The sequence below is a fragment of the Pseudovibrio axinellae genome (genome assembly GCF_900110875.1).
Lineage (GTDB): Bacteria > Pseudomonadota > Alphaproteobacteria > Rhizobiales > Stappiaceae > Pseudovibrio > Pseudovibrio axinellae.
Window position 1 is genome coordinate 24991 of sequence record NZ_FOFM01000010.1, and the last position, 26363, is coordinate 51353.

General features: G+C 49.5%; 24 protein-coding genes and 1 tRNA gene. 1 reads left to right on the top strand and 24 read right to left on the bottom strand.

From position 1 onward, the window contains the following. Window position 1: 1 nt before the first annotated feature. The 14 genes from BMZ51_RS18150 to BMZ51_RS18215 form a co-directional block, all read right to left on the bottom strand. Window positions 2-1141: an ABC transporter substrate-binding protein gene (locus tag BMZ51_RS18150; protein WP_068007579.1), complete on the bottom strand. Its 1140-nt coding sequence runs from the start codon at window positions 1139-1141 to the stop codon at window positions 2-4. After that, complete coding sequence (locus BMZ51_RS18155) at window positions 1138-2784, bottom strand: AMP-binding protein (RefSeq protein ID WP_175485046.1); 1647 nt, start codon at window positions 2782-2784, stop codon at window positions 1138-1140. The genes BMZ51_RS18150 and BMZ51_RS18155 overlap by 4 nt, the downstream gene beginning before the upstream one ends. Beyond that, window positions 2726-3937, bottom strand: coding sequence for an acyl-CoA dehydrogenase family protein (locus BMZ51_RS18160; protein WP_068007576.1), 1212 nt, complete (start codon window positions 3935-3937; stop codon window positions 2726-2728). The genes BMZ51_RS18155 and BMZ51_RS18160 overlap by 59 nt, the downstream gene beginning before the upstream one ends. Then, window positions 3938-4759: an enoyl-CoA hydratase family protein gene (locus BMZ51_RS18165; RefSeq protein WP_082825656.1), complete on the bottom strand. Its 822-nt coding sequence runs from the start codon at window positions 4757-4759 to the stop codon at window positions 3938-3940. Further along, on the bottom strand, window positions 4759-5238 hold the full coding sequence (locus BMZ51_RS18170) for a MarR family winged helix-turn-helix transcriptional regulator (RefSeq protein ID WP_068007574.1): 480 nt from the start codon (window positions 5236-5238) through the stop codon (window positions 4759-4761). Before BMZ51_RS18170 ends, BMZ51_RS18165 begins: the two co-directional genes overlap by 1 nt. Beyond that, window positions 5238-5990, bottom strand: coding sequence for an SDR family NAD(P)-dependent oxidoreductase (locus BMZ51_RS18175; protein ID WP_068007571.1), 753 nt, complete (start codon window positions 5988-5990; stop codon window positions 5238-5240). The genes BMZ51_RS18170 and BMZ51_RS18175 overlap by 1 nt, the downstream gene beginning before the upstream one ends. Before the next feature lie 11 nt (window positions 5991-6001). Next, window positions 6002-8299 (bottom strand): bifunctional salicylyl-CoA 5-hydroxylase/oxidoreductase, encoded by a 2298-nt coding sequence (locus tag BMZ51_RS18180; RefSeq protein ID WP_068007567.1) that lies wholly within the window; start codon window positions 8297-8299, stop codon window positions 6002-6004. A 333-nt stretch (window positions 8300-8632) separates the two neighbouring features. Continuing rightward, window positions 8633-9451 carry an MBL fold metallo-hydrolase gene (locus BMZ51_RS18185; RefSeq protein WP_068007562.1) on the bottom strand — a complete coding sequence of 273 codons (819 nt, stop codon included), beginning with the start codon at window positions 9449-9451 and terminating at the stop codon, window positions 8633-8635. Between the two features lie 49 nt (window positions 9452-9500). After that, complete coding sequence (locus BMZ51_RS18190) at window positions 9501-10283, bottom strand: TatD family hydrolase (RefSeq protein WP_068007633.1); 783 nt, start codon at window positions 10281-10283, stop codon at window positions 9501-9503. 151 nt (window positions 10284-10434) lie between these two features. Continuing rightward, window positions 10435-11991 (bottom strand): methionine--tRNA ligase, encoded by a 1557-nt coding sequence (gene metG, locus BMZ51_RS18195; RefSeq protein WP_068007559.1) that lies wholly within the window; start codon window positions 11989-11991, stop codon window positions 10435-10437. An 80-nt stretch (window positions 11992-12071) separates the two neighbouring features. Further along, a complete protein-coding gene (locus BMZ51_RS18200) occupies window positions 12072-13133 on the bottom strand; it encodes a DNA polymerase III subunit delta' (RefSeq protein WP_068007557.1) in 1062 nt (353 codons plus the stop codon). Window positions 13134-13135: 2 nt separating this feature from the next. Then, on the bottom strand, window positions 13136-13819 hold the full coding sequence (gene tmk / locus BMZ51_RS18205) for a dTMP kinase (RefSeq protein ID WP_068007631.1): 684 nt from the start codon (window positions 13817-13819) through the stop codon (window positions 13136-13138). A 54-nt stretch (window positions 13820-13873) separates the two neighbouring features. Beyond that, on the bottom strand, window positions 13874-15091 hold the full coding sequence (locus BMZ51_RS18210; protein ID WP_208979571.1) for a D-alanyl-D-alanine carboxypeptidase family protein: 1218 nt from the start codon (window positions 15089-15091) through the stop codon (window positions 13874-13876). A gap of 108 nt (window positions 15092-15199) precedes the next feature. Then, a complete protein-coding gene (locus BMZ51_RS18215; protein WP_068007554.1) occupies window positions 15200-16345 on the bottom strand; it encodes a septal ring lytic transglycosylase RlpA family protein in 1146 nt (381 codons plus the stop codon). A gap of 304 nt (window positions 16346-16649) precedes the next feature. On the opposite strand from BMZ51_RS18215, the gene BMZ51_RS18220 reads away from it, so the two are divergent. Continuing rightward, window positions 16650-16739: transfer RNA gene (locus BMZ51_RS18220), tRNA-Ser, on the top strand. Window positions 16740-17028: 289 nt separating this feature from the next. Here the strand turns inward: BMZ51_RS18220 and BMZ51_RS18225 are convergent. The 10 genes from BMZ51_RS18225 to BMZ51_RS18275 form a co-directional block, all read right to left on the bottom strand. After that, complete coding sequence (locus BMZ51_RS18225) at window positions 17029-17235, bottom strand: hypothetical protein (protein ID WP_068007552.1); 207 nt, start codon at window positions 17233-17235, stop codon at window positions 17029-17031. Window positions 17236-17403: 168 nt separating this feature from the next. Then, complete coding sequence (locus tag BMZ51_RS18235) at window positions 17404-17838, bottom strand: hypothetical protein (RefSeq protein ID WP_068007548.1); 435 nt, start codon at window positions 17836-17838, stop codon at window positions 17404-17406. Continuing rightward, window positions 17835-18299 carry a lysozyme gene (locus tag BMZ51_RS18240; protein ID WP_074882227.1) on the bottom strand — a complete coding sequence of 155 codons (465 nt, stop codon included), beginning with the start codon at window positions 18297-18299 and terminating at the stop codon, window positions 17835-17837. The genes BMZ51_RS18235 and BMZ51_RS18240 overlap by 4 nt, the downstream gene beginning before the upstream one ends. 56 nt (window positions 18300-18355) lie before the next feature. Then, window positions 18356-18589 (bottom strand): tail protein X, encoded by a 234-nt coding sequence (locus tag BMZ51_RS18245; RefSeq protein WP_068007546.1) that lies wholly within the window; start codon window positions 18587-18589, stop codon window positions 18356-18358. Between the two features lie 8 nt (window positions 18590-18597). After that, the gene (locus BMZ51_RS18250) at window positions 18598-19740 is read right to left on the bottom strand and encodes a phage late control D family protein (protein ID WP_068007543.1); all 1143 of its coding nucleotides are present in this window, start codon (window positions 19738-19740) and stop codon (window positions 18598-18600) included. Further along, a complete protein-coding gene (locus tag BMZ51_RS18255) occupies window positions 19737-20180 on the bottom strand; it encodes a phage tail protein (protein ID WP_068007541.1) in 444 nt (147 codons plus the stop codon). Before BMZ51_RS18255 ends, BMZ51_RS18250 begins: the two co-directional genes overlap by 4 nt. A 9-nt stretch (window positions 20181-20189) precedes the next feature. Then, entirely contained in the window at window positions 20190-23585 is a 3396-nt protein-coding gene (locus BMZ51_RS18260; protein ID WP_068007538.1) for a phage tail tape measure protein, read from the bottom strand. Window positions 23586-23766: 181 nt separating this feature from the next. After that, window positions 23767-24264, bottom strand: coding sequence for a phage tail assembly protein (locus BMZ51_RS18265; protein WP_068007535.1), 498 nt, complete (start codon window positions 24262-24264; stop codon window positions 23767-23769). A gap of 54 nt (window positions 24265-24318) precedes the next feature. Continuing rightward, window positions 24319-24828 carry a phage major tail tube protein gene (locus tag BMZ51_RS18270; protein WP_068007533.1) on the bottom strand — a complete coding sequence of 170 codons (510 nt, stop codon included), beginning with the start codon at window positions 24826-24828 and terminating at the stop codon, window positions 24319-24321. 57 nt (window positions 24829-24885) lie between these two features. Then, window positions 24886-26349 carry a phage tail sheath subtilisin-like domain-containing protein gene (locus BMZ51_RS18275; protein WP_068007530.1) on the bottom strand — a complete coding sequence of 488 codons (1464 nt, stop codon included), beginning with the start codon at window positions 26347-26349 and terminating at the stop codon, window positions 24886-24888. Window positions 26350-26363 lie beyond the last annotated feature (14 nt).

Genomic DNA, 26363 nt, shown 5'->3' on the forward strand with positions numbered 1-26363 from the left:
ACTATTTCATACGGCACTTAGAAGCGTATACATCCTGATGGCCCTTAATGGCTACACCAACGATTTTGTTGGTAATCTGGCCATCTTCCTTCACCACTTCACGAACATAGATGTCTTGAATCGGGTGATTGTTATTGCCAAATTTGAAGTCCCCGCGAACGGATTCAAAGTCTGCCTGTTTCAGAGCTGCGCGGAAAGCATCTTTGTCACTCACGTCAGCTTTCGCCATCGCCGACAAGATCAAGTTCGCAGCATCATACCCTTGTGATGCGTAAAGGGATGGCAGGCGGCCGTATGTTTCTTTAAAGCCCGCAACGAATTTCGCATTTACATCGCTTTCAAGATCTTTCCCCCACTGAGAGGAGTTTGCAACGCCAAGTGCTGCATCCCCAATAGCTGGCAAAATGTCTTGCGAGAACGAAAATGCAGGGCCCATAACAGGTACATCCAACCCAGATTGGGCGTACTGCTTCATGAACGCAATGCCCATGCCTCCTGGCAGAAAAAAGAACACGCTGTCTGCACCAGAAGCACGGATTTGTGCGATTTCGGCGGCATAGTCATCCTGCCCGAGTTTTGTAAACAGCTCACCAGCCAACTCACCTTCATACATGCGCTGAAAGCCTTTGAGCGCATCCGTGCCAGCTGGGTAATTCGGAGCAAGAATAAAGGTCTTCTTGTAGCCAGCTTTATTAGCATGAGAGCCCATGGCCTCATGAAGGTTATCGTTTTGCCAAGCCACGTTGTAGTAGTTCTCGTGACAAGCTTTGCCTGCAAGCGCAGACGGGCCTGCATTTGGGCTGACGTAAAGCGTGCCTTTGCGCGTTGCTGCCGGAACAACCGCCATTGCAAGGTTCGACCAGATGATACCTGTCAGGATATCAACCTTGTCTTTTTGAATGAACTTATCAGCCAGTTTTTTGGCGACATCTGGCTTACGAGCGTCATCTTCAATGAGAAGTTCAATCTCAGTATTGCCGGATTGTTTAAGGGCAAGCTCAAAGCCGTCCCGTACATCAATACCAAGTGTGGAGCCACCGCCCGAAAGGGTGGTGATCATGCCGACTTTAACGTCGGCGTACGCTACGCTTGCTGTACAAGACAAAAGAGCAGCGATACCTGCTGAAACTAGTTTTTTCATATAAGTTCCCCTGATTGGTCCGTGATGGGTTGTTCCTTCAGGCGGAATCTTTGAATTTTACCCGTCGCGGTCTTTGGTAGAGAATCTACCAGTTTTAATGAACGAGGATATTTATAAGGCGCTATAGTGGATTTTACATAGTCCTGAAGACGTTTAACTGTCTCCACGTCATGTGGGTGGCCCTCCACCAGCACCACATGCGCTTCTACAATTTGCCCTCTTGCCTCGTCAGCTACGCCAACAACGGCACATTCAGACACCTCAGGACTACTTAAAAGAGCAGCTTCCACTTCAGGTCCGGCAACGTTGTAACCGGATGTTACGATCATATCATCGGCGCGAGCTGCAAAATGGAAATACCCTTTTTCATCTTGATAGAAGGCATCTCCCGTCAAGTTCCACCCATCACGCACATATTTTTGTTGGCGTTCATCGTCCATGTACCGACACCCTGTCGGGCCTCTCACAGCAAGTTTCCCAACTGTGCCGCGTGGTACCTCGTTCATGTCATCATCGACCACCTTTGCAGCATAACCTGCAATCGGGCGCCCGGTTGTGGCTGGCATCGCATCATTCAGATGATTGGAGATGAAAATATGCAACATTTCCGTTGCACCAATTCCATCCAGCATTGGGACGCCAGTTTTGTTTTTCCATTGCTCAAACACTGGCGCTGGAAGAGTTTCACCCGCTGAAACTGCGATACGCAGAGATGACAGATCAGCCCCTTCGTCCATAGCCGCCATCATTGCACGGTATGCCGTTGGTGCAGTAAAAGAGATAGTAGCTTTGTAAGTCTCAATAATCTCAATTAGTTGCTTTGGTCCTGCTGTTTCCAGAAGGGTTGCAGTTGCACCAAAGCGTAAAGGAAAGATCGCCAGACCACCAAGACCAAACGTGAAGGCCAATGGCGGGCTGCCTACAAACACATCTGATGGCTGAACGTTCAAAACCTCTTTTGCATAGGCATCAGCTATAATCAAAAGATCCCTATGAAAGTGCATTGTCGCTTTGGGTTGACCAGTTGTACCGGACGTAAACCCGAGCAGACAAACATCATCCTGACCCGTTTTGACAGCGTCAAACTGCACTGGTTTGGACAATGCAATCTTATCCAACTCCCCCGCAAAGTTGGCCGTGCCGTCAAAGCTAACGACGCTCATGAGGTGATCGTTCTGCTCGCGGCAAAGTTCCATTTCGTCCATAAGGCGCACGTCGCACAAAGCCAGTTTGATTTCAGCTTTATCGACAATTTGCCCCAGTTCCACGGCGCGCAGCATTGGCATCGTGTTCACCACCACGGCACCCGCCTTCGTTGCTGCCAGCCAGCAAGCAACCATGGCCGGGTTATTGGCAGAGCGGATGAGAACCCGGTTACCCGGCTCCACCCCGTAATCTTCTTGTAAGGCACGTGCTATGCGGTTCGTCCAATCCGCAAGCTCTTTGTAGGTTCGTTTTCGACCATTGCCGATGAGAGCAATGTTGTCACCAAAGCCGCGCTCCACCATCTTGTCGGTGAGCTCTACTGCAGCATTGATATAATCTGGATACGCAAAGCCTTCCATCTGGAAGACGGGCTGCTGATCAACTGGCGGCAGCCTGTCCCTTGTGAAGGTGTCCCTGTGTGCGCTTGGTCCCAGCATTTCTCTCCTCCTGAGAAAGCAATTGCCTTGCTACTATGATCTTTTGAACATCGGAGGCCCCTTCATAAATGCGAAGGGCTCTGATTTCACGATAGAGTTTTTCGACGGTATTGCCAGATCGGACGCCTTCGCCCCCGTGGATTTGAACCGCCTTGTCAATTATTTGCTGTGCCTGATCAGTTGCGAACTGCTTAGCCATGGCCGCTTCACGCGATACACGTGCCGCTCCCATATCTTTCGTCCACGCAGCGCGGTAGATCAGAAGTGCAGAGGCATCAATGTCAATCGCCATCTCAGCCATATGGCCCTGCACCATTTGCATATCGGCAAGTACGCCATCACCAAGTTTGCGCGTTGTCGCGCGCGCAATGGTTTCTTCAAGTGCTCTACGTGCAAACCCAAGAGCTGCTGCTCCCACCGTGCAGCGGAACACATCCAACACCGACATCGCTATTTTGAAGCCCTGCCCAACTTCACCGATGCGGTTTGATGCTGGAATACGAAGCTGTTTGAACCCCAGCCGGGCCAGTGGATGTGGCGCCATCACATCCAGCCGTTCTTCCACCGTAAGCCCAGGTGTATCTGCAGGCACGATGAAAGCACTAATCCCTTTAGCACCGGCTGCTTCACCCGTTCTGGCAAACACAACATATACACCTGCAATGCCACCGTTCGAGATCCAGGTTTTTTCGCCATTCAAAACATAGTCATCACCATCACGAATGGCGGAAAGTTCAATATTGGCAACATCTGAGCCAGAGTTAGGCTCCGTCAATGCAAAAGCTGAGAGCGTTTCACCAGCTCTTGTCTTATTGAGCCACTGTTGCTGCTGGGAGTTGCCGAACAAACTGATCGCGCCTGTTCCCAACCCTTGCATAGCAAACGCGAAATCACCTAGGCCGTCATGGCGTGCCAATGTCTCTCGCATGATACAAAGACTGCGCACATCCAAAGGCTTTGGATCAGACGGATCAACGGCTGATAACTTCAAAAAGCCAGCAGCTCCAAGATCGTTCACCAGTTTAATGCAAGCAGCATCTGTGTCGGAATGGTCCGCAGGCAAGTTGATGCAACACCAACTTTCAATCGCATCGCGCAATTCGCGGTGCTTGTCTTCAAAAAATGGCCAGTCTAGAAATGTGGTATCAGCCATTTATGCGCCCTCAAACACAGGTTTTTCTTTAGCGACAAATGCGTTGTATGCCCTCTCAAAATCTTTGGTTTGCATACAGATAGCCTGTGCCTGAGCTTCTGCTTCGATCGCTTGATCCAGACCCATGTTCCATTCTTGGTTCAGCTGTGTCTTGGTGATCCCATGAGCAAAATTTGGCCCAGCTGTAATGCGCTGAGCCATTGTCACCGCAGCAGATTCAATTTCTTCTGATGTCGACATCGCATTGAAGTAGCCCCAGCTATAGCCTTCCTCAGCGCTCATGGAGCGACCCGTGTAAAGAAGCTCGGCGGCGCGCCCTTGACCAATGATACGCGGCAGCATTGCACAGGCGCCCATATCACAGCCGGCAAGGCCGACACGCGTAAACAAAAATGCTGTTTTTGCTTCCGGCGTTGCAAGGCGCATATCAGAGGCCATTGCCATAATAGCACCCGCCCCAACGCTGATACCATCAACGGCTGAAATGATCGGCTTAGAGCAGTTGATCATGGCTTTCACCAAGTCCCCTGTCATGCGCGTGAACTTCAGGAGATCCTTCATGTCCATTGAGACAAGCGGACCAATGATGTCATGCACATCCCCTCCGGAGCAATAATTGCCTTCGTTAGGCGCAATGACCACAGCATTGACGTCATCAGCATAGGCAAGATTGCGGAATGTATCACGCAGTTCGATATAGCTTTCAAAGGTCAGTGGATTTTTGCGATCTGGACGGTCAAGTTTGATAACCGCAACATCGCCTTCCATGCGCCAAAGAAAGTGATTTGGCTTCAAATCAGCCATTTTATAGGTTGTTAGCATTATCGGGCCTCCCCTTCCCAATCACTCGCAAATACCTTCAAGGTCTCAGCAAGAACTTCAGACTCTTTCGTGGTAAAGTGAGAGAGTAACTCATTTACCCACGCGCGATGGCTTGCAGCCATTATCTCAAAATTCTCACGCCCAGCTTCTGTAAGCAGCACCACGGAGGTTCTTCGGTCTCCGTCACGCAATGTGCGCTGAACCAAGCCATCTGTGGTCAAACGATCAATTAAGCCCGTGACGTTTCCATTTGATACCATCAGGTACTTAGAGAGCTGAGACATAAGCATGCCGTCCGGCTCTCGATAAAGAGCTGCCATCACATCAAAGCGCGGCAACGTCACATTAAACGTTGTACGCAATCGCTCTCGAAGCTCGCCCTCAATCGCGCGTGAGGCCCTAAGGAGCCTTAGCCAGAGGCGAACACGGGACTTGTCATCTGTTGTTTCCGGGTCCATTAGCACTTCCTGGGAGGTCATTATTGTGTCTCACCTCCTGATACAGAAACGGCCTGTCCAGTGACTGAACGGGCTCCATCACTAATGAGCCAAGCAACAGTTGCAGCGATTTCATCTGGCTGAATAAAGCGCTGTTGCGGATTATCTTTAAACAGTGCAGCGCTTGCCTGCTCTTCGCTCATCCCTGTTTTTTGCATGATGTTTTCAATCGAGCGCCTTAACATCGGTGTTTCTGTAAAACCGGGGCACACCGCATTGACCGTAATGGGCTTGCTGGCAAGCTCCAACGCAAGAGAGCGCACCATCCCGACCACACCATGCTTTGCCGCGGCGTAGTGAGAGACATATGTATAACCGCGCAACCCTGCCGTAGATGCAATCGCGATCAAACGTCCATAGTTTTTACCTTTCAGGCCTTCCAAACCCTTTTGAAAACTAAGGAATGTACCTGTCAGATTGACGTTGAGCATACGTTGGAAGCTGTCCATATCAATCTTTGAAAAGGGCGCGGACTCCGCTGCACCAGCATTAGCAATCACGATATTCACCGGACCGTGCAGCTGAACGGCTTGTTGAAACATATCAGCAACGGAATCTTCATTCGTCACGTCAGCTGTAACTGCACGAATTCGGTTGTTTTCAGCTGCCACCTGCTCCAGCGGTTCTGGTCTACGCCCAGTAATGGTGACGTTAATTCCAAGGCCAGCAAGATGGCGAGCAATTTCTGCGCCAACTCCGGTCCCACCACCTGTGATAATTGCGTGTTTTTCCAATTAGTTATTCCTTAGACCCGAACTTTCATCGTCTCAGCGCGCTCTGCCAGACGGTACAGTTGATCTCGACCAGCATGGTATGGTTCTGGCCAGTGAACGCCCTTATCACCAAGTCCAGCTGCTGCATGTAGTGTCCAATAAGGGTCAGAAAGATGTGGACGCGCAAGGCACACAAGGTCAGCGCGACCTGCCATAAGAATGGAGTTTACATGGTCAGGCTCAAAGATGTTTCCAACGGCCATCGTCTTCATACCCGCATCATTACGGATGCGGTCCGAGAACGGTACTTGAAACATGCGCCCGTATACCGGCTGTGCGTTGATACTGGTCTGACCTGCTGAAACATCGCAGATGTCAATTTCGGCCGCGTCTAGCATCCTTGCAATATCAACGGCTTCTTCTGGGCTCAAACCCTCATCTTCCACCCAGTCTGTTGCGGAGATACGAACGGACATAGGCTTTTCCTGCGGCCATATTTCCCTAACGGCTTTAATGACTTCGAGCGGATACCTCATCCTATTTTCTAAGGACCCGCCAAATTCATCCTGGCGTTTATTGGTTAGCGGTGAAATGAAGGATGATAACAGGTAGCCATGAGCACAGTGAAGTTCGAGCATATCAAAGCCCGCAGCTTGTGCCATTTTCGCCGCGCTGACGAAGTCGGCTTTAACCCGGTCCATGTCGGCACGGTCCATCTGCTTTGGAACCTGATTGCGTTCAGACCATGGGACGTTGGATGCAGCAATGAGTGGCCAGTTGTCGCTTTTCAGCGGCGCATCCATCTCCTCCCACCCAAGCTGGGTTGAGCCTTTTGGCCCTGCATGACCGACCTGGCAACAAATCTTTGCTTGGCTGTGTTCATGGACAAAGTTTGTTATGCGCTTCCATGCCGCCTCGTGTTCGCGCTCATATAGACCCGGGCACCCTGGCGTAATACGCCCTGTGGCGCTTACGCAGGTCATCTCAACAACAACCATCCCTGCGCCGCCCTTGGCACGTTCACCATAATGCGCCAGATGCCAGTCGGTTACAGTACCATTGATCGCCTTGTACTGTGCCATTGGGGAGACAACCACCCGGTTGTTCAACTCCATGTCACGTAACATGAACGGAGCAAACATTGGCGGACGCGGGGCATTTCCTTCCTCAAATACACCGGCCTCACTTTGGAACCAGCCCTCTGCCGTTGCCAGCCATTCAGCATCCCGCTCCCGCAAATTCTCATGAGAGATGCGTTGGGAGCGCGTAAGTAGCGAGTAGTTTAACTGGATCGGGTCGAGGTGAAGGTAGCGCTCGACGTTCTCAAACCATTCCAGCGAATTGCGGGCGGCGGACTGGAGTTTAAGGACCTCCAAACGCCGTTCATCCTCATATTTCTGGAAGGCATCTTGAATAGAACTCTCACTGTGAAGGTAGTTTGCCAGTGCGATGGCACTTTCCATAGCAAGCTTGGAGCCTGAGCCGATTGAGAAATGCGCTGTTGCGGCGGCATCTCCCATCAGCACAAGATTTTCATGAGACCACTTCTCACATAGCACACGCGGAAAATTGATCCATGCTGAACCACGAATGTGGTTCGCATTTGTCATCAACTCATTGCCAGCCAGATGTTTTTCGAAGATCTTCTCACATGTACGACATGAGTCCGCTTGGCTCATATCGCCAAACCCAAACGCCTCATAGGTTTCTTCGCTACACTCTACGATGAACGTGGCGGTGTCACTGTCAAATTGATAAGCATGAGCCCAGACCCAACCGTACTCGGTCTCTTCAAAAATGAATGTGAATGCATCATCAAACTTCTGGTGTGTTCCGAGCCAAACAAATTTACATTTACGGGTGTCAATGTCAGGTTTGAAATGCGTAGCAAACTCGGTGCGGCTTGAAGAATTTAAGCCGTCTGCTGCAACAACAAGATCATAGTCAGCCATGAACTCGGTTGCGCTTGTGTAAGCACGCTCAAACTCCATCTTCACCCCAAGTTCACGAGCCCGCTCTTGGAGCAGGAAGAGCAATTGCTTGCGACCGATGCCACAAAAACCATGCCCACTGGAAACGTTGCAGGTGCCGCGGTAATGAACAGCAATGTCATCCCAATAGGCAAAGTGCGAGCGAATGGATTCAGCGCTTTTAGCGTCGTTTATCTTGAGATTTTCCAGGGTCTCAGCTGAAAGTACAACACCCCATCCAAAAGTGTCGTCGAATTTGTTGCGTTCAATCACTGTGACGTCGTGTTCCGGATCACGCAGTTTCATGCTAATAGCAAAATACAGTCCTGCTGGGCCACCTCCAAGGCATATGACCTTCATCGTTTTCTCCCCATCAGAACATATCGGTTGATCAACGCCAATCAACTGAACATGTAATGCGCTGCAAACACCCAATTTCAACTTGAGATAAGCGTGACAGGTTTCTTAAATTATTTCAAACATAAAATATCTAAGTATAAAGCATATGTTGCATACCAAAAAATATACGTAACATATTGTGTAATATAGATTAATTATAGAAATCAGAAATATAAAAGGGTGAGACTTGGAATAAAAAGTACTCCGTCGCCCACCCTATATACCTTCAGAAGGTACAAATTCGCCATCTCGCAGAGCTGCGATTCTATGCGTTCATCATAAGAAGCAAAAGATTCATGCAACCGAATGTATTGGATACTCAATTGCCCAACCATCATAAGCAGGGCAAATGTTCTCAGGCAGTTCTGATTTAAGCTTCTGATAGTCCAAATCACAATGCAGGTTTGTGAGAACACTTTGAGCAGGCTTCATTTTGCTAACCCATTCCAAAGCGTCCTGGACGCAAAAGTGACTTTGGTGTGGCTTTTCACGCAGAGCATCTATGATCCATGTATCCAGCCCTTCAAGAGCATGCAAACTACTGTCAGGAATGTCTTTTACATCCGGCGTGTAGGCAAGGTCCTCAAAGCGGAAACCAAGCGCATCAATATCGCCATGATTGACCTTAAATGGCAAAGCCGTGATTGGGCCACCTGCCCCTTCAATCGTGACGTGCTCTGCGTCCGTTAAACGGTTTTCTTCCAAAATTGGCGGATAGCTTGAGCCTGGTGGGGTTGCAAAGCAATAGTCAAAGGCGGCACGAGCGCGCTTAGATGTAAAACTGTCCATATAGACAGGGATTTTGGCACGCTGCATCAATGCGTAGAACCGCAGATCGTCAATGCCGTGCAGATGGTCAGCATGGGCATGTGTGTAAAGGACTGCATCCACATGCTTGACCCCGGCAGAAAGCATCTGTTCGCGTAAATCTGGCCCGGTATCGACAAGAACCGTGGTTACCCCTTCACTGGAGAACCGCTCAACCAGAAGAGCGCACCTACGACGACGATTCTTCGGTTCATTTGGGTCGCAATGTCCCCAATCACCGCCAATTCTTGGAACGCCCGTGGAAGATCCGGAGCCCAGTATTGTGACCTTAAAATTGCTGGTCATAGTTCCTCTCAATCAATAGCGGCGATACCAACGGGACCGGTTTAGCCAATTATCGTGTCTTTGGTACCTTAGAAAAAAGGCGCAGGAAGTTCTTCGTCGTCGCACTCGCCATCTCACCTTCACTTACACCAAGTGCTTCTGCCAAAATCTTATTGGTGTGTGCGACATAGGCTGGCTCATTGCGTTTTCCGCGCCATGGCTGCGGGGCAAGGTATGGTGCATCTGTTTCAACAAGCAAACGGTCCATTGGAAGCTCAGCTGCAATATCGCGCAGTTCCTGAGAACGTTTGAAGGTTAATATGCCAGAGAACGAAACATAAAGACCAAGCTCCAGGCCTTTTTGTGCCAGTTCCTTACCCGAGGAGAAGCAGTGAAGCAGCGCTGGGAAGCTGCCAATCTTCATTTCCTCTTCCAAAATGCGCATCATGTCTTCATCGGCATCCCGGCTGTGAATCACGAGTGGCAACTGAGTTTCGCGGGCCGCAGTTATATGTGTGCGTAGCACTTTTTCCTGAACATCTCGCGGGGCATTGTCGTAAAAATAATCCAGTCCAGCCTCGCCAATGGCAACTACTTTGGGGTGTTTAGCAAGCTCCAGAATCTCTTCAAGCGTAACGTCCGCCTCTTCCTCCGCCTGATGCGGGTGAGTCCCAACGGAGCAATATACGCTGTCGTAAGCTTCAGCAATTTCTTTGATCTGATCAAAACGACGGACACGTGTACAGATTGTGACCATCAACTTCACCCCGGCTTCATGTGCTCGGGAAATGATCTCATCACGCTCTTCTGCAAAATCTGGAAAGTCCAGATGACAATGACTATCAACTAACATGGTCACAGCAAAAACGCCTCCAGCGCAAACTGTCAATAGGCCATCCAGGCCAACTGTTTCAACAACAAGAGAAACGTGTGTTCTATAACCGGTTTCTCTCATAAAAAAGGGAGGCTTTTATGCCTCCCTCAAACCAAAATAATTTGGTTGTTTATTCAGCACTTTCCGGCTCTACGTAGCGTGGGAACACACCTTGTGGCTTTGGTAATTCACGGCCACCTTTAAGGCGTCCGGCTTCGCCAAGCTGTGCGAAAGTCCGTTCGTCTTCACCAAGAACTAAAAAATCCAACAGTTTTGCAGCAGATCCCGGCATAACCGGTTGAGCCAGAATACCAACCTGCCGGATGATTTCGGCAGTTGTGTAAAGAACTGTCGCCATGCGTTCTGGATCGGTTTTCTTCAGCGCCCAAGGCTCTTGAGAGGCGAAGTAGCGGTTTGCTTCTCCCACCGTTGCCCAAACACAAGCCAGTGCGTTGTGAATTTCCTGCTTGGCCATAAAGCCACGGCACTTCTCAAGCATTTCATCGGCCTGCACCAGAATTGCCTTATCTTCTGCAGAAAACTCGCCCGCAACTGGAAGCTTGCCTTCACAGTTTTTGAAAATCATGGACAAAGAGCGTTGCGCCAGGTTGCCAATATCATTTGCAAGGTCAGCGTTGATACGGTTGACCATAGCTTCATGATTGTAGTTGCCATCCTGACCAAACGGAACTTCACGCAAGAAGAAGTAACGGATCTGATCCAGACCGTAGGTTTCCACCAAATCACGCGGTGCAATGACGTTGCCAAGAGACTTGGACATCTTTTCACCGGAGTTAAAGAGGAAGCCATGCGCAAACACGCGCTCAGGTAATGGCACACCCGCGGACATCAAAAACGCTGGCCAGTACACCGCATGGAAGCGGATGATATCTTTACCAATGATATGAGTATTGGCAGGCCAGAACTTCGCCATGCCGCCATCCATATCTGGATAGCCAAGTGCTGTGATGTAGTTGGTGAGTGCATCCACCCAAACGTACATGACATGCTTTTCATCACCAGGAACAGGAATACCCCAGTCAAATGTGGTGCGAGAAATAGACAGGTCTTTCAAACCGCCCTTAACAAAGCTCATAACCTCATTTCGGCGCGCATTAGGGCCGATGAAATCAGGTTGACCTTCGTAAAGCGCCATCAGTTTGTCTTCATAAGCTGACAAACGGAAGAAATAGCTTTCCTCCTCCACCCACTCAACAGGTGTGTTTTGCGGACCGTAACGCACGCCATCTTCTCGTAGCTCGGTCTCACCTTCCTGATAGTAGGCTTCATCGCGAACAGAATACCAGCCAGCGTAGCTGTCTTTGTAAATGTCGCCAGCGTCCATCATCTTTTGCCAGATTGCCTGACAAGACTTGTAATGACGCTCTTCATTGGTCTGGATAAAGTCATCATTAGAACACCCAAGCATCTCAACCATTTCGCGGAAGAGCTTGGAGTTCTTATCGGCTAGATCTGAAGGTGACATGCCTTCCTTGACGGCGGTCTGAAGCATCTTTTGACCATGCACATCGGTACCTGTCAGAAAGTGTACTTCACGGCCATCCAGTCTCTGGAAGCGGGCCAGCACATCAGTTGCAATTGCCTCATAGGCGTGGCCGATATGTGGCTCACCATTTGGGTAGGAAATTGCAGTTGTAATGTAGAAAGGCGTTTTTTTTTTTGTCATGTCCTAAAGCGATCTTTTGATGCGGGATCTAAATCTGGAAAGATCTTTGAGCAAAACACCCAAAGACAACAATAAACACGTTAGCTTGCGTGGGCTTTCCGCAAATCAATGAGGAAAGACAAAACAACCTGCTTCCGGTCAAGGTTCAAAGCATCTGCCGTTGCTGCAGCGCGGCCCACCTTTTCCCACAAGTCAGCCCACCTGACAAGCGCATCAGGCCTTGTGCTTGCATCTTTACGCAACTGATTGCTCAAGAATGTTCTCGCGAGCTCCAAAAACGTATTCCAAGCATCCTCTGCACCACGCCCTGCAACCTTATCGGCAAAACTGTGAACGCGGATCATGTCCACATTGGCAGCGGTCTCTACCAAACGTGTAAACTCCTGAGCAATCTCCAGTGCGCCGCCATTGATTGCAAGTGCAGCTTGACGCAGACTGCCATCAGCCAGTGTATGCAAAGCTTGCAAATTACGTGGCGGCCCGACGTGACTTTCAGTGAGCGCTTGCTCAATAATCGGTTCATCCAGCTTGCGCATCGTAAGCTTACGACATCTGGAACGCACCGTAGGTAAAAGACGGCCTGGATTGTGCGACAGAAGGATGAACAAAGACTGTTTGGGAGGCTCCTCAAGAATCTTCAGAAGTGCGTTGGCTGCTGACTGGTTCATATCATCAGCTGAATCCACGATGCAAATACGCCAATTTCCACCAGCAGCTGTTGCCCCGAAGAAACCAGTCGTTTTACGCACCTCATCAACGGGAAGGTCTCGCTTAAAGCGCTTGGTCTTTAAGTCCCATGGTCGCCGCAAATGCAAAATATCTGCATGCGAACCGGCAGCAACCATCTGCGCATTATGGCTTTCTGGCGGAACATAAAGACTATTGGCCGCCATAGCATGTGTCGAAAAACGATCAGGGTGTTCAAGAATAAATCGGGCAAATCGGAAAGCAAGTGTTGCCTTGCCTATGCCTTTCGGGCCACCAAGTATCCATGCATGGTGAAACCTCTGTGATCTATATGCATCAAGAAGCTCAGTTTCGGCAATTTCGTGGCCATAAAGACGGGTTTGCTCACGTGGCAAAGGCAAGCCATCAATCTCGTCAAACTCTGGTGTCGCTTCTAGGATGGGTGCCTTAGCCATATTCACCCTTTCTCGTGTGGCAGCTGGTCAGTTGTAGAGTTTTCCATCACAGATGCAAAACGTCTTTGAACCGCCTGCCAAATATCATCAGTTACGTTGTCTTGCGGCTGATCGCCATCAATAACCACGATGCGCTCTGGCTCCTTATCCGCAAGCTCAAGAAAGATCTTCTGCCGGCGACGGTGAGTTTCCAGCGTATCAGTTTCAAAGCGATCTGGACCATCAAATTCAACTGGCGCCGTACGTTTTGAAACGCGCGTCAGGCCAACTTCAGGTGTCACATTGATAAGCAGCGTCATATCTGGATTATGGCCTGCTATGGCAACTTGTTGCAAGGCCTCAACGGTTTGCGATGGGACACCGGATTCCCCTTGATATACGCGTGAGGAATCTGCAAAGCGATCGCACAAGACCCACTTTCCATCTTGCAATGCCGGTTTGATGAGTGTGTCAATATGATCTGCCCGTGCGGCAGCAAAGAGAATGGCTTCAGCTGTCACACCATATTTCTTGGCAGCGCCCGACAACAGAACTTCGCGCACCAGTTCAGCTCCCTGTGAGCCCCCCGGTTCGCGCGTTACAATCGTTTCGATGCCTTTCGACGCGAGTTTATCGCGTAAACGCTGGATTTGGGTGGATTTACCCGCACCTTCACCGCCTTCAAAACTGATAAAAATACCCGACAAGGTCGCACAGGCCTCCAAGACCTCCGGCGTTTCAAAAAACTGAAATCCGCTAAATTAGAACAACTGGTAGAAGAACTCTCCAAGTGCATCCCAAGCACGGCCCTGAAGGTCTCCCATGGCTACATCCTCTCCTGTAACCAGTGTTGCGCGATAAATCACGTCATTTTTGGAAAGAACTTGAACTTCTCCCACCTCCATTCCTTTGGTAACAGGTGCAGGAATGGGCCCATTATAGACAACACGAAGTTTGTAATTGTCCTTTTGACCGGGGTTGATGAGCGTTGCGACCACATCGGTTACCTCTAAAGGGACGGTCATTTGTTTGCCGCCGTAAACCTGTGCAGTGCTCACCCGGTCGCCTTTTTGATAAAGTTGCTGGAGTTTCAGGCCTGAAAAGGACGGAAGTAACAAGATCTTCATATCCTGAATACGGTCTTGTACCGTCGGAGATCCTGCAATCGCAGCAACGTACCTCCGTCCATTGCTGTCCAGCGTCCCAATCCCGGCAAATCCCTCTCTTTCAGAAAAACCAGCCCCAAACCCATCAAGACCCTCAATCTCACGCATCAAAGGGTTTTTGTTTCTTTGCGTAATATTATTCCAGGTAAAGCGGTCAGTCATGAACATAGAATGTAATTCGGGTTCATGTTCAATCACATAAGCTGCTAAAATGGAGAGATCTTCTAGCGTTGTTTTGTGGTTTTCATCTGGAAAGCCCGTTGGATTGGTAAAGTTGGAATTTTGCATACCAATGGACTTTGCAAACTTGTTCATTTCCCTCGCAAAGTTTGCTTCACTACCAGCAAGCCCCTCAGCAAGAACAATAGCTGCATCATTTGCACTTTGAACGGTCAGGCCGTACATCAGATCACGCACGGGCACTGCTGAATTTAAACGCGCAAACATTGTGGTGACACGCGCTGGTGCACCACCAGTTCGCCAGGCATGCTCGCTAACAGGAAAGGTCGTTAACGGCGTAATATCACCGGCATGAATTGCTTGTTGCACAGTGACAGCTGTCATAAGCTTTGTCAGGTTAGCTGGGGCCAGCTTAACCCGCGAATTTTTGGAGAAAATCTGAGATTTATTAGTAAAATCGTAAAGCGTCGCGGCCTTTGCTTTAATCTCAACCGCTTCCGCACGTACACCTGCCACCATAAGCACAAGCGCCATGCTCACAAGTGCGCGGCTCCCCCAAAGACGTAAAGACAATCGGCCAACAACATTTCCGAGAGAGCTAAACGCCCCGCACTTATTCGGCCCAACTTTCACGCCTGCATCTCCCAGATTGCTTTTGGTTGGGCAATGTTACGCCCATCCACTAAAACAAACACTAACGCAGGCGCACAGGTTAGGTAAAGCCGCTTAAAACCAAACGACTTAGTGATTTTCACCCCTACGTACTAAGAGTAGGTCTTTCAAACTAGAACCGCCAGAAAATGACTTAAATGCGTCATGAGCGCCCTCAAGCCTTTGCTGCGATGCATAAGATGAAATTGCATTGCCACTTTGGAGTGCGGGTGCACCATTGCTTGACGGCGTAACCGACGTTCCAGAACTTGGTGGAAGCAGAACCGAACCACCAAACGACGCAGAAACTGGCTGTACTGCATTTGCGCCAGCTGCTGTATTTGGTGTTGCGCTCGATGCTAGTGCGCTATTGATCCGGTTTTCAAAGCTGCTGATAGAGGCAACTTTCGTTGTGCTCAAATTACGTTCATAGACCACCGCTGGATCCAGCTGTTGCGCACTATAGCTCAACATATTTTGTGCTGCCAAGATAGGCAGGTCATACGGCCTGCTCTTCGGCGTGGGAGCAGCTCCTGTAATCTGGTCCAGTGGTCTTGCAGAGGCAAACATTGTTCCCGTTGCAGATCGCCCACCATTCCACTTGCCACCGCGGCCAGAATATGAGGCAAGCAGCTTTTTCTCATCCAGTCCATGCAGTGGAGCCCGGCCAACATATTCAACGCGAACCTTTCCTACACCACTCGATTTGGTACCAAGCATGCCAGCAACGCGTTCAGAAAGGTCAATAATACGGTTGTCATGGAATGGACCACGATCGTTCACTCGAACAATCATGGACTTGCCATTTTGCGTATTGGTGACCTTTGCGTAGCTTGGAAGTGGCATGGTCGGGTGTGCAGCGGTCAGAGCGTTGCGGTCGAAAATCTCGCCATTTGCAGTCTTGCGGCCATGGAAGGTTGGACCGTACCAAGATGCCTTACCGGTTTTGCTATAGTCATCATCCTTCTTAGGATAGTACCATTTGCCCGCAATCTTATATGGCTTCCCAACAACGTAATACCCACCACCTTTAGGGACGGGTTTTGCGTCGGTGACAATCAGTGGACTCGCAGCCACGCCGTATTTCTTAGAGCTGAACTTCACCTTCTTGGTGTCGCCACCACAGGCTGCGATACCTGCGCATAAGGCAAATATAGATATACCAGTCGCTACGCGTTTGATTGTTTCAGGAGCTGGCGCTTTGACCGAGCGTTCCCAATTCAGCAAAAAAGTCATACCGTTGTTACTCACTACATGTTCGGCACTGACGGACTTCAGGATGATTGAGCCATATTACCCGAGCTCATTACAAACTGAACCAATATTAAAAGGATAGTCTATAAATCTTAACTGAATCCCTTCTCAATGTCTCCACAAGAAACAACGATTTTCGCAAGACCAAACTGCCCAAGGGGAATTGGCGGTTTTGATGCTATCAGTTGATTGCATTGCGAAAAAATTAAATTCATGCTGTGGAACAAGTTTTCATTGGCTTGACTTTGGAGGCGCCATGAACCAAATAGAGCCCACCACACACCTCGGAGGGGTGGCAGAGTGGTCGAATGCACCGGTCTTGAAAACCGGCGAGCGTGTAAGCGTTCCGTGGGTTCGAATCCCACCCCCTCCGCCACCTTATCTTATTGATAAGTAAGGCCAAAAAAGCCCGCCCTTGAGGCGGGTTTTTTGCTGTTCGAATGAGAACAAAACATGGTCAAAATCCGGCAAATCCCTACGAAAATCCCAGAAAAGTCCCGAAAGTCCCAGAAAAGTCCCAGAAAATGGAGAACAAGCGTTCCATTCCTGTTCAGGGTTCGATCACGGATTAAATTCAAGGTTTGACAAACAAAAAAAAGACCCGCTGAGTTTCCTCGGCGGGCGTTATTCAAAACTCAATAGATGGGGCCTCCATCTCATGTCGATCATTCCTTTTCTTCTTCGTAATTTTGAATTTTGAGGCGCTTGAGACGAATGTCAAGGTATCGACCGTAAGCAAGCAGTACCGCGCCTATCAAGACTGCGATCAAAAGTGCAAATTGTAGGACTGGCTCAAGATAGCTACTCGCATATCCTAAGATTCCATAGACACTTAGTCCGGTAACAGTACCAAATTCAGTCTTTGGCGTCATGTTGAATTCCCCTCGTCCTGAGCGGAGCGGTAAAGCTCTTGCCAACCCTCCCGCTTTGCTTCACACACAATCAGCGCCGCTCGGTGTCTGATTGCATCAACGCCTTTATCCCCGGATAGTCCAGGGTCTTTACATTTGGTGGTTAAGTCTGGCGGTGGATCCGGGAGGTTATTGAGCGCCACCGAATTGGAGTGCTCGCATCCGCTCAATATAAGCAGGATCAGCAGGACAGGCAGATATGCTGCCTTTTTCAAGCTCAATTTCATAATCCGCGACCTGTTGTTGGAGACTACCGACCTGCACAATACGTTCTAGCAGGTCAGCGTTGGTTTTTTGAGCGATGCGCTTGTGTACCTGCGCAATGCGGTCAAGCGCGGCTACCCGAGCCTTTAGGTCTGCAACCTCTTCATATCGCGCATAATGGAGCGCAGAGAAGGACCAGACTGAAACACACAAAAGCAGCACAGATACGAGTGTTGAGAGGGCTTTGGGTATTCGAGGGTCCAGCCTTGCAGCAAAGGCAAGAGCCGCACCGGCAAGCGCCAGATAAGCAACCAGCGTATGCAGACCTACGCCGATCGTTGAGAGAATAAAGCCAATCACTTTAGGCCCTCCATGCAGAGTTTGTATTCAGCGCTCCGACGGTTCACCAGACCTTTGACCTTCTTGCCCCCGGCCCGGTTGTACCAGGTTGCCGCCTCACAGGCCCCCGCCAGATCGCCTTTGTTTAATCGTTTCGCTGCGGTTGATCTGCAAAACGCACCACTGCCGATATTGTAGGTAAGAGAGACAAGAGCGACATACGACTTAGCCGGGATCTTGTCCGGCTCCTTCAGACAGCGCCGCATGTCCGTTTCGTGACGCTTAAGGCCCTCTAAAAGCATCGCGTCACATTCGGATTTACTGTAGCTGTCACCAAGCCTGACGCCTTTCGTTTCGCCGTAGCATACTGTTTCAACGCCAACGATATCTGTATAGGCTTCAGTCCTAAGCCCCTCCCAAACGCCAACAAATCCGCAGGCCAATAGCGCAAGAGCACCAGTCAGACGGGTTTTATTTCCCATTGGTCAAACTCCATAAAAAAACCCGCCGAAGCGGGCCGAATAATCTATTCTTGGCGTTAATCCCAAAGCCGTATCATACGGGTAACTTTGCGAGGTGGCTCTGGTGGGAGAATAACGAAGTCTCCTACCGACAGAACTGGACCTTTTGCTGCCAGTCCTCGATTGGCGTTTAACACAAGTTCTAAAGTGCCATCGTGATGGCCGTAAAACTGGAATGCAATCAGATCGACAGCATCACCGTCGATAGCACGATAAGCGTAGTTTCCGTTCTCCAGCGGGATAAAATCCATTGATAACCCTATTCTGGGCCGTCGCCCTCATTCAGACCGATATTGTTGGGATTTGGCGCGTAAGGACTGCTAAGACGCGCTTTTGGATCAGGGATTACCTCCCCAGCTTGAGCAGCTTTAGCAGCTTCAGTCCGCCCCACGGTCGGCACTTCACACTGAAAGGTTGTATAATAATAGCTATCACCCTTAAAGTGATGCGTAATGGAAGTACTCGACCAGAGCCCGTCTGCCTCCGGCCTGATATTTCTCGAAAGGACAAAGCAACCGGCCTGTACCCAAATATCACCGCGAGTATTGAATGTTGCCTTGCCTGTTGCTCTAGCAAGTGCAGTTGCCTTAGACTTGGCCGCTGTTTGCGCCTCTTCCTGTGAAGGGAACACTTCTGGTATCTCGAAAGTTGGGCCGTCTTCGACCACCTCTTCCTCTTCAATTTCCTGCTCTGCCTTAGCCCGATCATACCATTTGGCTTTAACCGTGCCGTATTTGGGCCTTTGAAGATCTTCAACGGAGTAGCCGTTATCTGCTAATAGGTTGAAGCCAGGTTCAATTAAATATGGCTCTATTTCTCTTCCTGAAATAGTTTTGCCTGTCCCTTTTTTCATGACAACGAGATTACGGTCTTTGATGGACACACTTGCATCGAACTTGGCCCCCAGTCGAGATGCGAACTCTGTGTCATCTTCTTCGGACTGAGCCTGATATCGGTTCTTTTCATTACCAACGTCGTCGCTGATTTTGAGTGTCCAGTCATTGCGTCTGGCAATTTCATCAAAGATATCGCGAAAGGTCGGGTAGTCCTTGGATTTATAAGCCCTGGTCTGTTTTTCCTTCACTGAGGAGCCAGCATCAAGAGACTGCGCTGAAATGAAAATCGCATGCGGGTAGCCAGTTGGCCTGATCTGGTCGACTTTGAACTTACCAAAGTCCCGACCAAAACGCTCACCTGATGCAGAGTCTTTAAAACCCGCAACAAGATTAAACTCCGTTCCCTTCTCGGGAGGCTCAATTTCGGCGTTAGGGTCCGTGATTGTGAATGTTACAGTATCTGAGTTTCCTCCTGCGTTCTCAGTAATGGAACATTCAATTCCATAGGCGCGCATGCGACCAGAAATATCTTCGCCTTCAGACCAGACTTCAAAAAATGGTGTCATATGGATATCGAAATGAAGCTATCGATGGCTTGCTGGCGGTCAGCATCCTCCGGCGCGATGTATTGAGTGAGAGCAAGCGAGGTCACAAATTTTTGCGGAACAGGGTGGACCCCCCAGATGCTTTCAGTTTCGTCGCTTAAGCGTCCGACCCACATACCAAGCACACTTCCTGTACCATGAACTAGAAGGGACGGTTCTTGAGACCGTACGGCTGCCTGAATTCCCCGGAGCTGTGTCAACCCAAACCGATTTAGATGATGGGGGTAGAATGTACTTTGCAGTGTAATCGTATCGGGGTTTGCTCCAAGGGTATGAACCTGCGCAACAGCACCAACAACAGGGACAGAAGAGACCCGCCCCTCAACTTTGCGCTTCAGCTCTTCTACAGAGTAAGTGGGAACGGAAAATATAAACCGTCCCCATCGCATCATTACTGGCATTGCTTTACCTTATCCAAATTGAGTTCGACCACTGAGGGATATTTGCAATGAGCGATTCATCTGCCTCTCCATAACCGCAAGAACTTTCCGTGCATGAGCTTCTGGGTCTGCTGCAGAAAGATGCCAATGGTTTGTAAACGACACAGCTCCACCTAGCTGCTGTGAAGAAGAACCCGTCATAGCATTGCCAATCTGGTTGTTTGGAATGACGTTGCCATCCTGCCCCATTTCAAGGAGTTCAGGCCCATCTTCACCAACAAGGAATAGACCACCCTTCCACACGGGGCCGCCACGCCGACGCGCTCCGTCAATTTTTTTGCCAGGTTCTGGTGCGCCAAAAGCCACACCAGGAGTGAAGATTGTTGAGTTATGACCATTCCAGACCCCCTTCAAAGAGAGGAGGTTCGAACGAAGAGCGCTCACTTTGGAATTAGCAGCATCAATACTACTGGTATCAATGGTTGGTTTGGCTGTTACGCTCAAACTGGATTGAGTTTTCTTTCCTACTTGCTCAGCGCGCTCACGGAAGCGCTGCAAATATTTATCTTGATACAGTTGTTCAATGGACTGTTCTCCGGCAGCAGCTTTTCTGATACCAGCCTCCAGCTGACCAGCAATTGCACGCGCACGTTCTCCACCTTTACTGAGCATTGCCATGTAGGCTTCCAGCGCAATTTTTAGATCTTCTGGCCAGTCGCTTACAGCGGCCACAAGGGTTTGGTCAGTTTCTGCCATTGACCGTCGAGCACCCTGATCAGCTCCATTTATTGCGTGGCGGGAACGGTTCATTTGGTCAGCACGCAATTGCGCAACAGTCATGATTTCTTCGAAAGAGTACTCTCGCGTATTCTTTGAATTAGGCTGTGCCTTGTTTAGAAAACTCTGTGAAGGGACGGGTGCTTGCGATGGCCCTTTATAGTTATAGTTTGCAGCAGCCCAAGATTTTTCCGCATGTTCAGCGGCGGCCAGCTCTTCTGGCGTTAGGTTTTCAACCCATAACGTGCGCCAAATATCTTTCAAACGGAGCACGAGTGCACGTAATTCTTTCTCAGCGTCACCTGAGGCAAAGTACTCGCGCCAAGGCGGCGGACCATCGAACACCAAGCCCCAAGCAAATGTTCCAAGTTCCTCTGCAAGCAGCGCCCATCCGATAGGACCAATTAGCCCTTTCCAAATCGATTTGCTCAAAAAAGGGATCACTGATGCCCAAGGAAATTTCCCCAGGATACCCTTCATAGCAACCCATGGTATTTTCCCAATTCGTCTCTTCCAAAATGACGGTCTAAGAAGTGGGATGAGAACTGTCCATTTTAAAGCCCCAGCGAGACCCTTCCAATTTTCAATAGGATTAATGATGTCCCCCCAAGGGATGGGGTCAATCAAATTCTTCCATACAGGCGGAAAGATAATCCCTGACCAGTCGTTCAAAGCGGGAAGCAAATCTTTCCATACAAAGGAGGTAGTTGCCGCTATCGCATCAATCGGGCTTGGGATCACCCAATCCCAATTCAGAAACCAAACCTTCAAGTCAGAAAAGGTTGCTTTAACCGCATTGATGCTATCTGTTGCACTGTTAGCCCAGCCAGCGATCCCCTGCCCCATCTGAGAGCCCCAGCGCCGCCAGCTAAACGTATTTGTGTTTCCAGTTAGTGTGGTGAACAAAGAGGTGAACGCAGATCCAATGTCGTCTAGGAGGTTCAACGTATCGTTACTTAGGCCAGTAGTGAGTCCGGCCCAAAAACCGTCTGCAGCAACAGAAAACTGTTTCCATTTCAGATGAACGAATTTGGCAAAACCTTTGAAAAATTGTAGCGCTGGTCCTTTGATCTTATCCCAGTTCATAGCTGCAATCGTGGCCAGTCCGGCACCAACCCAGGTGATCGGGTTCAATGCAAATGCAGCTGTTGCGGCAAGACCGCTCAAAACAAATCCCAAGGGCGCAAGCGCACCAATAGAGAGAGCAGCATAAGCGCCAAATTTTAAAAGTTCAGGATTGGCTTTCGAAAGATCCTTTATGCCTCTCGTCATCCCTGAGATCGCAGTGGAAACGTCTTCCAACATACCCGTTTTAGATAGACTGATCGTGAAGTTCTCCCAAGCAGCCTGTATACGCATCCAGACGCCAACGATACCTTTTACACGAATTCGAGACATTCGGTCAGCTGCACCAACATAGTGCTCAGCCAGCGAGGCAATAGTGCCTTCAAGATCAGACCCCTGCATTGCAAGCATCTTGGCAGAGTGACGTACTCCAAATAACATTGGAAAAAGACGTGCTGCATCTGGGTTCTTTTGTGAGTCAATCAGCAACTGAATTAGATCAACTTCAGTACCAAGAGCAGAAACAGTTTGGAATATCGAGTCTGATAATTGTTTCTTGTCTAAAATACTGTCACCGGCCAGCGATTTGCTTATCAAATCAGTCAGTGCCGCAGTCAGTTTTAGAGGAGAGCGACCAAGATCCGGCGATTCTAACGTCGACTTGATCTTGCCTTCAATCGCTGAGACATTAATACCATCAAGTGAGAGCTGCTTTACCAACTCTTTGGAAGATATTTGGCGCGCTCCCTTAACATAATCTGCGGTAGTTTTACCCATGCGTTGTAAGGCGGCTTCAACCTCTTTTGTGGGCTTAATCAAGCGAGTAATTGCAAATCGTAACCCTGTGCCAGCTCCTGAGGCTTTAATCCCGTTATTGGCTAATACCATCGTCATGGCAGCCATTTCTTTTAGGCTCATACCTGTAGCAGCTGCCAGCGGAGCAACGTACTTAAAGGTCGTTGCCATTTGCTCAATATCAGTATTGGATTTCGTGGCAGCATAGGCAAGGACGTCTTCAACTTCCTTCATGCTGGAAGCTACCTGCTCACGAGTTGCCATCGGCAGACGCATTGCCTGAGCGATGTTCGTCATGATATCGGCAGTTTTGGGGATTTCGATATCACCAGCAAGAGAAACATTCAGCGTGGAACGCAAAGAACCCATCATCTGTTCAAAGTTCATCCCAGCACGGTTGAGCTCAAAGGCTGCTCCGAGAATGTCTTTGTTCAGAGCGGGGAAGTCTGAGTTGAGCGCCATCACATAATTTTCAAGCGATACGCGTTGCTCGTCAGTGATCTGCCCTACTGCCTGTGCAGCATTGCCCATCTTTTTGTAATCGTAAACTGCACGGGCAGAAGCCGTCGCGGCCATTAAAATACCGGCAGACAAGGGCGCTGTATTTACAGCAGAACGACGTGCAGCGTTTCCAACGGCCCCCATAGCAGCCGGTGCCGCAAGAGAGGCAGTCCTTAAAGATCTCGTTGCAGCAGTAACGGCTGCAAGTGAACCGGCAACAGCTTTGCCAGGTCCACTCACACCGTCAATCAGCCGCATTATCAGCTTGGCTTCGCGACCAGAGGACATACCATTCTCTCAGATTGTCTTTGAAAAATGCGCCGAGCGCGGGGGTGCCATTTCCCGATCAATTCATCAAATGGCGTGTCGAGTAAATCTTGTCGGGAAAAGCCGAGTTCTCTTGCAACTTCTGCAGCGTGATCAAACCACAGATCTGTGATCTCTTCCCAAAAGGAGAAATGAGGGACCTCTAACTGTCGTTGTCCCGAATTTGCTCTTGCGCCTGCATTATCAAGCGCTTCGGCAAAAAAGGCACTGCCTTCTCCGTCAGAGTATAAAAGTCTTCCCCGTCCAGACCGTCAAACTCTTCATTCGTCAAACCGCATACGACGGCAAGGACGTTGGTATCATTGGCCTGTGCCTGAACAATGGTCCGGCCAAAGGGCCTGTTCAAAGTTACGTGAGTGATTTCTTTCACAAGAACATCGCCCTCATAAATCTCAATCGGAAATGTCAAGCTCACTGTAACAGGCGCAGGTGCCCCTCTTCGCAACACTCTGCGCTCAGGTGCCCGCTGTACAGCTGTCTCCTTTATGGCGCGAGGTTCCTCCTGTGTTTCTTTGTTCTTTGGAAAAAACTCAGCAGACCCCATCGAGGGCTCCATCTGCATTGTCTTTTCAAGTTCCGATTCAGTGAGTTTATCAAGCTCTGACATAGAACCAACGTTGGGGGTATCATGAGTAGTCATGCAACGCTCCTTGGAGGGTAAAGGATTTCAGTTTGCAAGAGGCAGTGCCTTGGACTAGTAGCCCAAAGCGTTGTTGACTTGCTCAAGGTGATCCACACCATTAATAATGCGCTTTGGCGGATACGCCTGCAAATGGTGGATGATCTGAGTTCCAGCCATGCGCTTATAATAGCTCACACCTTGAATGAGTGCATCAAATCCAGCCTTTTCACCGCGTTGAAGATCGTCTGTGGAGTCTCCGTTAAACTCGCCTTCAACCACAGCAACATGAGGAATGACGTTGCCATTCGCCTTGTCCTTCACGGCCAGCCGGAAGGTTGTACGAATTTTCATGCCTGGTTGCTGCCCAATCATGGCTGCTATGTCTGTATTCAAACCAGAAAATTTGATACCAATCTCGATCGGTTCAAGGGCAGCCATAGGCTGATTTATCCCTAGATCCATACCACCGCCACGATACTCTTGGGTGACTGATTTGGGCATCATGAGCTTTACTACTTCCGTGTCGATACCATGATCTTTTCCTGCAACGAACATGGTAAATCCCAGCATAACGTCACGCATCAGGCTGTCTCCTAATTTTTATATAAGGGAAAAAAGGCGTCAAAAACGCCGTGAATATCAGAGAGCTGCAGAGTTCATGCGACCAATTTCTCGGGTCACGCTTTCGGCCAGTTTAGCGTAGTATCCGTTGTTACGGTTGAACTCGAAGACAATGGTTTCAATTGGCGCAGGTGTTTCTGCGTCGTAGGAAACGTAGAGTTTTCCGGATTGCCACGTCAGCGGTGTGTTCAACTGTGGATCAAACCAAACCTCGCCACCCAGCGTAGCACCTAGCCCCGCCCATCGGCGTAATGCACCGTTGACTGTCTCGGCAATATCCGTAAGCGTTTGCAGGTTAAATGGCTTATCAATGAAAGGTGCATGAGCGATCTCGATGCTCTCAATGATGATATCGTGACCACGACGAACAGACCAAAACTTGTTGAGTGGATCCGCACTTAGGTTTCGACCACCAAATAGCTTAAACCCACCGGTCTCTTCACGAACGACCGTTGTGATATTGTTGCGGTTTAAATGTTGAGACTCAGCAGAAACGTCATACATGGAATGTTCAATTGGACGGCTGGTGCCCAAAACCCCTTCCAGGACCCGGTTTGATGGCGAGTGCCAGAACCCTTTTTCATAATCAACACGAGCCTGCAACCCTGCAGCACGAGCGGAAGTAGGTTCAGAAATAATCTCACCATCACGCTCTACCTTAACGAAGGGATCAATCATCATGAATGGCCGGTCGCTATCATACCCCAATCGGTAATCGAGAGCGTCTTCAAGAAGACCGTTTGGCCCATCAACAATCACACCAGCTCGTAAAGTTCGGCAAAGTGAATGAAGGCCAGCGGCAACCGGGTTATTCACTGTCCCAACCGTTGCAGTCGCAGCTGCACCTGTTCCTTCACCACCTGTAAAAGTAACGGAAGGAGCGGTCGTGTAACCCCACCCAGGGTTGCTCACGATAATTTCGGTGAGTTTACCAGTACTACTGTCAATGATTGCAAGGGCCTCTGCCCCTTGACCACCACCACCGGTAAGTTGGAGGTTAGGCGCACTGGTATAACCACTGCCAGCATCTGTAAGTTCAATCGATGCCAATCCATCAGTCGGTTTTAATGACGTAAAGCTAGGTGCGATGAGGAGTTTCGGCTTTGCTCCCAGCAATGGATAGGCAAGGCGAAGTGCATGCATACCTGTACGAGCAGCAGAATTGCCAAGAACATTACTCATGGTATCAGCAATGTTGTCTTCTTCTTCAACACGGATAGCCACAACAGTCTGAGAAACTTTGCGACTACTGTGATCATGAATACCTTTAAGAAATTGCGGGAGTGTTCCGTTATCACCAAGGCCCTGCATATCGTCACCATCACCAAGGATCAACTTAGCTTTGTCCTTGCTCCATAACGTATCGTCCGCGTCTGGTGCAGTTCCAATGATGCCAATCACGCCTGTATCAATAGTTTGAACAGGACGCGGGCCGTTGTTATTCTCGACCGTTTCGATGCCGTGAAGTTGAATATCAGACATGATTTCCTCATGGA

Bases quoted from the DNA above. Each gene is read 5' to 3' on its own strand.
- BMZ51_RS18260 (WP_068007538.1), bottom strand. From the start codon at position 23,585: ATGTCCTCTGGTCGCGAAGCCAAGCTGATAATGCGGCTGATTGACGGT.
- BMZ51_RS18185 (WP_068007562.1), bottom strand. From the start codon at position 9,451: ATGACCAGCAATTTTAAGGTCACAATACTGGGCTCCGGATCTTCCACG.
- BMZ51_RS18170 (WP_068007574.1), bottom strand. From the start codon at position 5,238: ATGACCTCCCAGGAAGTGCTAATGGACCCGGAAACAACAGATGACAAG.
- BMZ51_RS18255 (WP_068007541.1), bottom strand. From the start codon at position 20,180: ATGCCAGTAATGATGCGATGGGGACGGTTTATATTTTCCGTTCCCACT.
- BMZ51_RS18160 (WP_068007576.1), bottom strand. From the start codon at position 3,937: ATGGCTGATACCACATTTCTAGACTGGCCATTTTTTGAAGACAAGCAC.
- BMZ51_RS18150 (WP_068007579.1), bottom strand. From the start codon at position 1,141: ATGAAAAAACTAGTTTCAGCAGGTATCGCTGCTCTTTTGTCTTGTACA.
- metG (WP_068007559.1), bottom strand. From the start codon at position 11,991: ATGACAAAAAAAAAAACGCCTTTCTACATTACAACTGCAATTTCCTAC.
- BMZ51_RS18265 (WP_068007535.1), bottom strand. From the start codon at position 24,264: ATGACTACTCATGATACCCCCAACGTTGGTTCTATGTCAGAGCTTGAT.
- BMZ51_RS18245 (WP_068007546.1), bottom strand. From the start codon at position 18,589: ATGGATTTTATCCCGCTGGAGAACGGAAACTACGCTTATCGTGCTATC.
- BMZ51_RS18270 (WP_068007533.1), bottom strand. From the start codon at position 24,828: ATGCGTGACGTTATGCTGGGATTTACCATGTTCGTTGCAGGAAAAGAT.
- BMZ51_RS18180 (WP_068007567.1), bottom strand. From the start codon at position 8,299: ATGAAGGTCATATGCCTTGGAGGTGGCCCAGCAGGACTGTATTTTGCT.
- BMZ51_RS18240 (WP_074882227.1), bottom strand. From the start codon at position 18,299: ATGGGAAATAAAACCCGTCTGACTGGTGCTCTTGCGCTATTGGCCTGC.
- BMZ51_RS18165 (WP_082825656.1), bottom strand. From the start codon at position 4,759: ATGCTAACAACCTATAAAATGGCTGATTTGAAGCCAAATCACTTTCTT.
- BMZ51_RS18225 (WP_068007552.1), bottom strand. From the start codon at position 17,235: ATGACGCCAAAGACTGAATTTGGTACTGTTACCGGACTAAGTGTCTAT.
- BMZ51_RS18250 (WP_068007543.1), bottom strand. From the start codon at position 19,740: ATGACACCATTTTTTGAAGTCTGGTCTGAAGGCGAAGATATTTCTGGT.
- BMZ51_RS18190 (WP_068007633.1), bottom strand. From the start codon at position 10,283: ATGTTAGTTGATAGTCATTGTCATCTGGACTTTCCAGATTTTGCAGAA.
- BMZ51_RS18215 (WP_068007554.1), bottom strand. From the start codon at position 16,345: ATGACTTTTTTGCTGAATTGGGAACGCTCGGTCAAAGCGCCAGCTCCT.
- BMZ51_RS18275 (WP_068007530.1), bottom strand. From the start codon at position 26,349: ATGTCTGATATTCAACTTCACGGCATCGAAACGGTCGAGAATAACAAC.
- BMZ51_RS18155 (WP_175485046.1), bottom strand. From the start codon at position 2,784: ATGCTGGGACCAAGCGCACACAGGGACACCTTCACAAGGGACAGGCTG.
- BMZ51_RS18200 (WP_068007557.1), bottom strand. From the start codon at position 13,133: ATGGCTAAGGCACCCATCCTAGAAGCGACACCAGAGTTTGACGAGATT.